Annotated in this window: 8 protein-coding genes; 4 read left to right on the top strand and 4 right to left on the bottom strand. The window is 54.0% G+C overall.

The window, feature by feature from the left end:
• Positions 1-241: 241 nt before the first annotated feature.
• Entirely contained in the window at positions 242-1,579 is a 1,338-nt protein-coding gene (locus VE954_RS17385) for a hemolysin family protein (protein ID WP_324955026.1), read from the bottom strand.
• Positions 1,580-1,597: 18 nt separating this feature from the next.
• Positions 1,598-3,115 (bottom strand): leucyl aminopeptidase family protein, encoded by a 1,518-nt coding sequence (locus VE954_RS17380; protein ID WP_324955024.1) that lies wholly within the window; start codon positions 3,113-3,115, stop codon positions 1,598-1,600.
• A gap of 302 nt (positions 3,116-3,417) precedes the next feature.
• Between VE954_RS17380 and VE954_RS17375 the strand changes: the two genes are divergently transcribed.
• Both VE954_RS17375 and nth read left to right on the top strand, forming a co-directional pair.
• Complete coding sequence (locus VE954_RS17375) at positions 3,418-3,699, top strand: 2Fe-2S iron-sulfur cluster-binding protein (RefSeq protein WP_324955022.1); 282 nt, start codon at positions 3,418-3,420, stop codon at positions 3,697-3,699.
• A 24-nt stretch (positions 3,700-3,723) separates the two neighbouring features.
• Entirely contained in the window at positions 3,724-4,416 is a 693-nt protein-coding gene (gene nth, locus VE954_RS17370; protein ID WP_324955020.1) for an endonuclease III, read from the top strand.
• Here nth and VE954_RS17365 read toward each other — a convergent pair.
• Positions 4,347-5,018, bottom strand: coding sequence for a Maf family protein (locus tag VE954_RS17365; RefSeq protein ID WP_324955018.1), 672 nt, complete (start codon positions 5,016-5,018; stop codon positions 4,347-4,349). The genes nth and VE954_RS17365 overlap by 70 nt on opposite strands.
• 59 nt (positions 5,019-5,077) lie before the next feature.
• Here VE954_RS17365 and VE954_RS17360 point away from each other — a divergent pair, with 59 nt between their 5' ends.
• Both VE954_RS17360 and VE954_RS17355 read left to right on the top strand, forming a co-directional pair.
• Positions 5,078-6,262, top strand: coding sequence for a KamA family radical SAM protein (locus VE954_RS17360; RefSeq protein ID WP_324955016.1), 1,185 nt, complete (start codon positions 5,078-5,080; stop codon positions 6,260-6,262).
• Positions 6,259-7,440, top strand: a complete 1,182-nt coding sequence (locus tag VE954_RS17355) for a TIGR03862 family flavoprotein (RefSeq protein WP_324955014.1) — start codon at positions 6,259-6,261, stop codon at positions 7,438-7,440. Before VE954_RS17360 ends, VE954_RS17355 begins: the two co-directional genes overlap by 4 nt.
• Here VE954_RS17355 and VE954_RS17350 read toward each other — a convergent pair.
• Positions 7,423-7,869, bottom strand: a complete 447-nt coding sequence (locus VE954_RS17350) for an SRPBCC domain-containing protein (protein WP_324955012.1) — start codon at positions 7,867-7,869, stop codon at positions 7,423-7,425. The two genes, VE954_RS17355 and VE954_RS17350, sit on opposite strands and share 18 nt — an antisense overlap.
• Positions 7,870-7,889 lie beyond the last annotated feature (20 nt).

Genomic DNA, 7,889 nt, shown 5'->3' with positions numbered 1-7,889 from the left:
AAGAAAACTCCTTCAGGAGTTTCCAGTCATCAGGAAAAAACTTTGGGCAGGGCATCTGTGAAACCCGAGCTATTATATCGGTACCGTTGGAAATATGAGTAAGGATGTTGTTCTTCGATATATTCAAAATCAAAAAACAGAAGGCGCGGAGAAGTAAACTTCCCCGAATGATAGACAGGCAGCCTTACATCCACTCTTTAAAAAGAGGGGGATTTCGGCTAATTTTTCTAAAAATGCTGGATCAGCTGCCTTCCGCTTCGACGATGCGGGATTCAGGCTGCGGCTGATGCACCAGGATCTTATCCACGCGGCGGCCATCCATATCCATGACCTCGATCCGCAGATGATCCAGAAGAATCACGTCGCCTTCCTTGGGAATGCGGCCCATCTGCTTCATGATCAGACCGGCGATGGTTTGAATATCTTCGCCTTCGGTAAAGTGGGAGAAGTCGATTTCAAAGATCTCTTCAAATTCATGAACCGAGGTCATCCCGTCCAAAAGAATGGAACCATCCTCACGACGAACCAGTTTCGAATCCAGCGCGCTGGGGCCATGGGGCAGGGATCCCACCAGCGCTTCCATCATATCGATCATGGTCAGCATCCCAGCCATACCACCGTATTCATCGATGACGATGGCCACATGCGCGCCCTTTTCCTTGAAGCTTTCCAAAACATCAAGCACCGAAACCGACTCTGGCACCATCATCGGTTCCATCATGCACTGACGAATATCCCAGCTCTTCGGATTCTTGGCGATCGCATAGAGCATACGTTTGGCAGAAAGAAGCCCGACTAGGTTATCGACCTGACCATCATACACAGGAAAATAGGTGTGACGGGTTTCCATCACGCGACTTAAAATTTGATCCAGGCCGTCACTGACATCAAAACTTTCAATCTTGGTCCGCGGGGTCATGATATCACCGGCCGACAGGCTGCCGAGCCGCAGCGTACGCTTGATGATCGTTTCCTCGCCCTGCTCAAAAATTCCGGCTTCCGTTCCCTGCTCGACGAGGAGTTTCACTTCCTCTTCTGTCACCTGGGGTTCTTTGATGCGATCGAGACCCAGAATGCGCAGAACCCATTCCGTGGAAAAGGACAAAAAGCGAACAGCCGGTTTGGAGCAGGCTGCCAGAATTCGAATGGAACGGGCGACCGCAGACGCCGTCTGCTCTGGATTATTCAGCGCCATCCGCTTGGGCACGAGTTCGCCCAGGATCAGCGAGAAATACGAGGAAATCACCACGACCACGCCCAGGCCAATGCCATTCGACCAAGGAGCCAGCAGGGGAACCGAAGTTTCAATCCAAAAGGCCAGCTTGGCTGAAATGGTGGAACCACCGAAGGCACCCACCAGCACACCGACCATGGTAATGCCGACCTGGACAGAAGCAAGCAGATCCGAGGGGGCTTCAATCAGGTTCAGAGCCACGCGAGCTCCGACCTTGCCTTGGTTGGCCAGCGACTGGAGTCGCACCTTGTTCGAGGAAACAATCGCCATCTCTGACATTGCAAGAAATGCGTTGAGCATAATCAAAGCCAGGATGAACAAAACTTCGAACACGATGGAATCCAAAATCTATCTCCTCTTCCGTTACAAACCAAAGCTTTGCAAAACACCGGCCAGGCACTGCACAGCCTGGCCACTGCCACCGCCTTCCCGCAGAGCGCCGCGCTCACCATCCGTCCATGCATAGATATCCATATGCGAGAAAGGGTAGCCCTTGGCAAACTCGGCCAGAAATAGTGCCGCAGTGATGGCCCCACCATAGGATCCGGTCGCGCAGTGATTAATATCCGCAACATTGGTTTCCAAACGCGGGCGATAGCCATCAAACAAGGGCATCCGCCACATCAGATCGCCCCATTCCTGGGAACGCTTGCTAATGACCTGACCCAGGGCTTCATCGTTGCTGAAGAAACCCGCCACATCCGAACCCAAACCAATTTTAATCGCACCGGTCAGCGTCGCCACGACCATGATGGCCGCTGGTTTATCGGCGCCGGTTTGCGCAGCGGCCACGGCCATGGCATCAGCCAGAATCAGTCGGCCTTCAGCATCGGTATTGTGAATCTCGACCGTCATTCCATTCCTGGCACGCAGGATATCGCCGGGCCGATACGATTTTCCTGAGATGGCATTTTCTGCCAGCGGGATATAAACATCAAGCGGACGCGCAAAGGCACTTCGTGTCATCCAGTAAAGAGCACCGATGGCTGCAGCCGCCCCACCCATATCCTTTTTCATCAGGCGCATGCCGGCCGGATCCTTGATATCAAGACCACCGCAGTCAAACGTGATGCCTTTCCCGACCAAAGCCAGGGGCGCTTCGCGCTTGCCTTCCGGCCGATACCTCAGATGGACCAGGCGAGGCTTATGATCGGAACCCTGACCGACGCCCAGGAGCAGTCCCATATTTTCTTTTTGCAGGCGCGCTTCATCCCAAATATCGACGGTCATACCAGGAACGTTGCTGAAGAGTTCATGAAGCGCGTTGGCAAAGGAATCAGGATACAAAAGATTGGGCGGTGAGTTGACGAGATGCCGCGCAATATTTGTTCCCATCGCGATGGCCTGCGCCTCATCTTTCCATTCACCTTTCACGGACAATCCCAAAGCGGGCAAGGGTGCCGGCTGGGGAGCCATGGCCTGTTTATAGGAATAAGCCGCCATTTCCATGCCGACCAAAGCCCCGAGGATCTCCCGATCCTGACACGATTCAAAGCGTACATTTATTTTTTGCGCCTTGAGTTTACGCGCTTCGCTGACGGCACGTCCGACAAGGTCGCGAGCCTGGCCATAGGCACTGGGAGACAGGAGTCCGCCGTCACGCTTCTGCGCTTCGGTAGGAGGCTTAGGACGCATGATAATGACTGGCCTTTGCTGACCACTCAGAACAAAAAGTTCACCTTCATCAAAATTCACGGTCCGACTTTGCCAGGCTGGAATCGTTTCCTTGATGAAACTGAGGCATCGTTCGGTCGTCACTTCCGTGCCGCAGTACACCAGTTCCACATCGTGGTCGTCAAAGCTGTTGGCGGCCGATGCCAGCCAGCTCGTCATATTCCATCCAACAAGACTAGTCCCGAGACCGCTCTTGATTTGATTCATCTATTGTTTGCTCCTGACTCACCAACTTAAGAATGAAAGTCACCTAATTTAGCAGTTCATGCGAGGCTTGGTAACTCTCTTCAGATGCCCGTCATGAATTGCCACAATCCCGGTATTTGGATTCATTCCGGTGTGGAATGGTTATCTTAACCCTATGATATAAATAGATTATTTTTCACCTGGAAACAATCAAGAATTTTCCTGAAATTTCCTTGGATTAGTGATAGACATTTTTGGCCACGCTCTTATATTGAGGTTCCACACCGGATACGGAACGAGACGCCTCGCTAACAGGAGATTATATGCCAAAAGTACACATAACAACCGACAATCTCACGCTGGACGTCAAAGATGGCTACGCGTTGATCGACATGTGCGAAGAACATGATACATCCATACTGTTCGGTTGCCGGGACGGAGCCTGCGGAGCCTGTATGGTCAAGGTCATCAAAGGTGCTGAAAGCATCAGCCCCATTCAGGATGATGAAAAGGATTTCCTCGAAACCATGGCTGCCGAACCGAATGAACGTCTTGCCTGTCAGTGCAAGGTTTACGGTGATGTGACTTTGGAAGTTTCTGAATAAGCAAGCCAGTCCAGGGAGGATTCTGTGCCACGCCTTGCCTCCCTCGCTCGCCGTCGCGAAGCTGTCATCCAAATTTTGGAAAAACTGCGCGAGCAAAATCCAGACCCGCGTTGCGAATTGATTTATTTCACCGACTATCAGCTGCTGGTCTCTGTGGTGCTCTCGGCCCAGGCCACCGACAAGCAGGTGAACAAGGTCATGGAACCGCTTTACGCGCAGGATTTTAAGCCAGAGACAATGCTGAGCTGGGGTGAGCAGGGTTTTTTACAGCGTATTCGATCGATTGGCCTGGCGCCGACCAAGGCTAAAAATGTAGCGAAACTCACTGCGATTCTGCAGGAAAAATATCAGGGTCGCGTCCCACAAACGCGTGAAGAGCTGGAAGCCCTTCCCGGCGTCGGTCGTAAAACGGCCAATGTGATTCTGGGTGAATTGCATCGACATCCCACTCTGGCTGTCGATACGCATGTGTTTCGGGTCACGCAGAGGCTGGGGCTACAGGGCGAAAAGGCGGCGGAAAAAGCCGAGCTGGTTCTGCTCGATCTGGTGCCGCCATCCTATCTGCCTGATGCCCACCATTGGTTTATTCTCCTGGGCCGCTATGTTTGCAAGGCACGACAACCGGATTGTCCGCGTTGTGTTTTGAATCAAATCTGCCCAAGCTCAAGCGTGCGCGCAGGATCAACCGTTTCACAGGTCCAGGGACCCATCGGTTGAGTCAGGGTATTGATCCCGAGCTTACGCAGCTGTTTAAGCAGCGCCAGAACCGGAAGTCCAATGATGGTCGTGTGATCACCATCCACCCAATCAAACAGCTGCGCGCCTTTGTTTTCGTACTGATAACAGCCGGCGCAGCCTTCCCATTCGCGGGTGCGCAGATAGGCTTCCAGCTCATCAGCCGCGAGGGTGCGCATGCCCAGAGTGGCTGTCACAACTTCCGAGGACAAAAGTTTAGGCTCGGCATGATCGGCTTCATAGAAGGCGAGACTGAAGGCACTATGCAATCGATGCACCTGACCCGAGAATTCACGTAAACGGAGACGTGCCTCATCTTCATCAGCAGCTTTGCCAAACGCACGGCCTTGGAATTCCAGGACCTGATCGGCGGCAATGACGATTGAGTTTTCATGGACGGCCCCCATTTCGACACTTAAGGCTTTGGCATCGGCCCGCAAACGCGCGGTTTGCCAGGGGTCGGATCCAACAATGGCCTCTTCATCGCACTGCGGCGCGATTCCGAAGACCTGGATCCCCGATTGTTCCAGTAAAACCCGCCGAAAACGTGAGGTCGAGGCTAAGACGAGACGATTGATCTTCAACGCTGGCTCCTATACAATGCGGCGACGCGGAAACGCCACTACGACATAGAAGGACGGATATGGAAACCAAGGATACCGCATCTCAATTGATCCCAGAAGAATTTTTAGCTCTGGCGAACGATCCTGGTTCCTTGACGTCCAAGACCGCCGCACGCTTTGGAGTGAGTCCACACAGCTTCATCAATTGGCGCTGGCAGATGAAGCATCAGGTGATGGATGCTGCCCAGGCCTCGGCTGTGCTGCAGTTGGAGGACACGGAAAAGCGTGGCTTTTCCGAATTGCAGAAACTTTTCAATGCCGGCATCACCCCTTACTATATGGGACTGATGCTGCCGAACATTGATGCCGGGGATGCAGAATGTCCGATAAGGCTCCAGGCGCTGCCCCGGGTCGAAGAGCTGAAGGATTCGCTTGGCGTTGCGGATCCCTTGTCAGAAGTCCCGCATTCACCGGTTCGTGAAGTGGTGCATGTGTATCCCGACCGTGTGGCTTTTTGCGTGGCTCAGCTCTGCCCTGTGTACTGTCGCTACTGCTTTCGCAAAAGACGGGACGACGAAGTCGGTCTTCATTTCAACCGCACGATCATTGATAACGGTATCAACTATATTGCCAGTAACCCAGCCATTCGCGATGTCCTGATCACTGGCGGTGACGCATTCATGGCGTCCGATCAGGCTCTGGAGCAACTGGTACAAAGAATCCGCGCGATCCCTCACGTGGAAATTATTCGCTTCGGAACCCGGACGCCTGTGACGCTGCCTTATCGAGTCACGGCAAAACTGGCTCGCATGCTGGCTCAGTATCATCCGATTTATGTGAACACGCACTTCAACTGCATCGAGGAAATCACGCCGGAAGCCACCCAGGCGGTCGCCAACCTCGTCAATGCTGGCATTCCCGTCGGCAACCAGGCCGTGCTGCTGCGCGGCGTGAATGATAGCCCCGAACGCATGATGGCTCTGTGCCGCGGCCTGCTACGGATTCGGGCTCGTCCTTATTATGTGTTTCATCCCCACGCTGTCGAAGGCACCGAGCATCTGCGTGTTTCTGTCCGACGCGGCATTGAAGTGATGAAGTCCCTGCGCGGCAATATCACGGGTCTCGGCATTCCCACCTATGCTCTTGACACACCTTCGGGCAAGGTGCCGATCAATCACAATTATGTCCTGGGTCACGACGGCGAGGATCTTATCCTGGAAACGATACGCGGCGAAATCTGGCGCGAAGTGGGCGTTTTCCAGTGAATCGGTCACGCCGTATAGCTGTCATCGGCAGCGGACCGGCCGGCCTCATGGTCGCCGATGGTTTGGCCAGCGCGGGTCATGCTGTGACTTTGTTTGACAAGCGCAAAGGCCTTTCCTGGAAACTCTATATCGCCGGTGGCTCGGGGCTGAATATCAGCAACAGCCTTCCGCTTGATCTTTTCGCCCGGCATTACACGGGACCGGCGGATCACTGGAAAGCCTGTCTGGGTGCGTTTGGTCCCCAGGATTGGCTGGATTTTATCGAACAGAAGCTCGGCATCGGGACATTTCTGGGAACCAGCCAACGGTATTTTGTCGAGACCATGCACGCGGCTCTTTTAGTGCGGAACTGGAAACGGCGCCTGGAGGAGTTGAACGTCACCATCACCTTGAATACGCTGTGCACGGATTTTCGCCCCAGTGATGCGGGCTGGGAACTCCTGAGTCAGGAGCGAAGCCTGGGTTCGTTTGATGCGCTGGTCTTTGCGCTGGGTGGGGGCAGTTATGAAACCACCGATGGTCTTAGCTGGCCCTCGATGTTTCAGCAAAAAGGTCTTGGTTTTCAGGATTTCGCACCGTCCAACACCGGATTTGAAGTCGCATGGCCTGCCGCCTTTTTGCAGGAAGCGGAAGGGCAGCCCATCAAAAATATCCAGCTGACGTCGGCCCGTGGCCAACGCAAAGGCGATCTGGTCGTCACGCACTATGGACTCGAGGGGACCCCCATTTATTTTGCGGGCATGCCCGGCCTGATTCAGGTGGATTTGAAACCGGATCTGACGACCGAGCAGGTGATGCAACGCCTGCAAAAGTCCAAGGAAAATCTTTCGCCGATGCGACGCGCGCAGAAGTATTTGCAACTGAGCCCTGGCAGCAAAGCTTTGCTGTTTCATATGGCTCCGCCCGATGCGACGCGCGATGGGACAGCACTCGCCCATCTCATTAAATCTTTGCCATTGCAATTGGAGCGCCCCAGGCCGCTGAGTGAATCGATTTCATCATCAGGTGGACTCTTGTGGCAGAATTTGGACGAAGCTTTGATGCTAAAAAGCCATCCGGGGGTTTACTGCGCCGGTGAAATGCTGGATTGGGATGCACCCACCGGCGGCTTTCTGATTCAGGCCTGTATCTCACAGGGCCACTGGATCAGCCGGCATCTATCATTTGGCGGAACATAGGATTTCCAGCATTTTTAAAGCTTCCATCCAAGCCTGCTGGCCCGCTTCACGAGCCTCTTCATCGGCAAGCTCATCGCCCTCCTCGGTCACTTCCAGCTCCACCACCCGCGGCGCCAGTTCGGTGAAATTCACTGTGACCAGCGACTCGACTTTCTTGCCGGGAGCTTCCGGACCTTCATAAACCCATGTTTTCACCAGAAGATGCCCAGGCACCAGCTGCTTATATTCTCCCGTGACGAGATGTAGATCCTTGGGACTTCCGTCAACGCGCGTCTCAAAGCGATACTGGCCGCCAACGCGGGCATCCACCACCGCGCGTTCCGGCCCCCAGCGCTGCAGGAGCTGCGGCGTGATCCAGGCTTTGAAAATTTCCTGAGCCGGAGCGTGAATCGTGTACTTGACGGTCAAAGCATTCGGGGAGCTTGCCATGTTCAATCACCTTGTTCAGA

Source organism: Oligoflexus sp., assembly GCF_035638955.1.
In the GTDB taxonomy this organism is placed as follows: domain Bacteria; phylum Bdellovibrionota_B; class Oligoflexia; order Oligoflexales; family Oligoflexaceae; genus Oligoflexus.
The sequence above is the reverse complement of the archived record's forward strand: the minus strand, read 5'-3'. Positions and strand labels throughout refer to the sequence as shown.

Coding starts and splice junctions, on each gene's coding strand:
- VE954_RS17350 (WP_324955012.1), bottom strand. CDS start 7,869: ATGGCAAGCTCCCCGAATGCTTTGACCGTCAAGTACACGATTCACGCT.
- VE954_RS17375 (WP_324955022.1), top strand. CDS start 3,418: ATGCCAAAAGTACACATAACAACCGACAATCTCACGCTGGACGTCAAA.
- VE954_RS17380 (WP_324955024.1), bottom strand. CDS start 3,115: ATGAATCAAATCAAGAGCGGTCTCGGGACTAGTCTTGTTGGATGGAAT.
- VE954_RS17360 (WP_324955016.1), top strand. CDS start 5,078: ATGGAAACCAAGGATACCGCATCTCAATTGATCCCAGAAGAATTTTTA.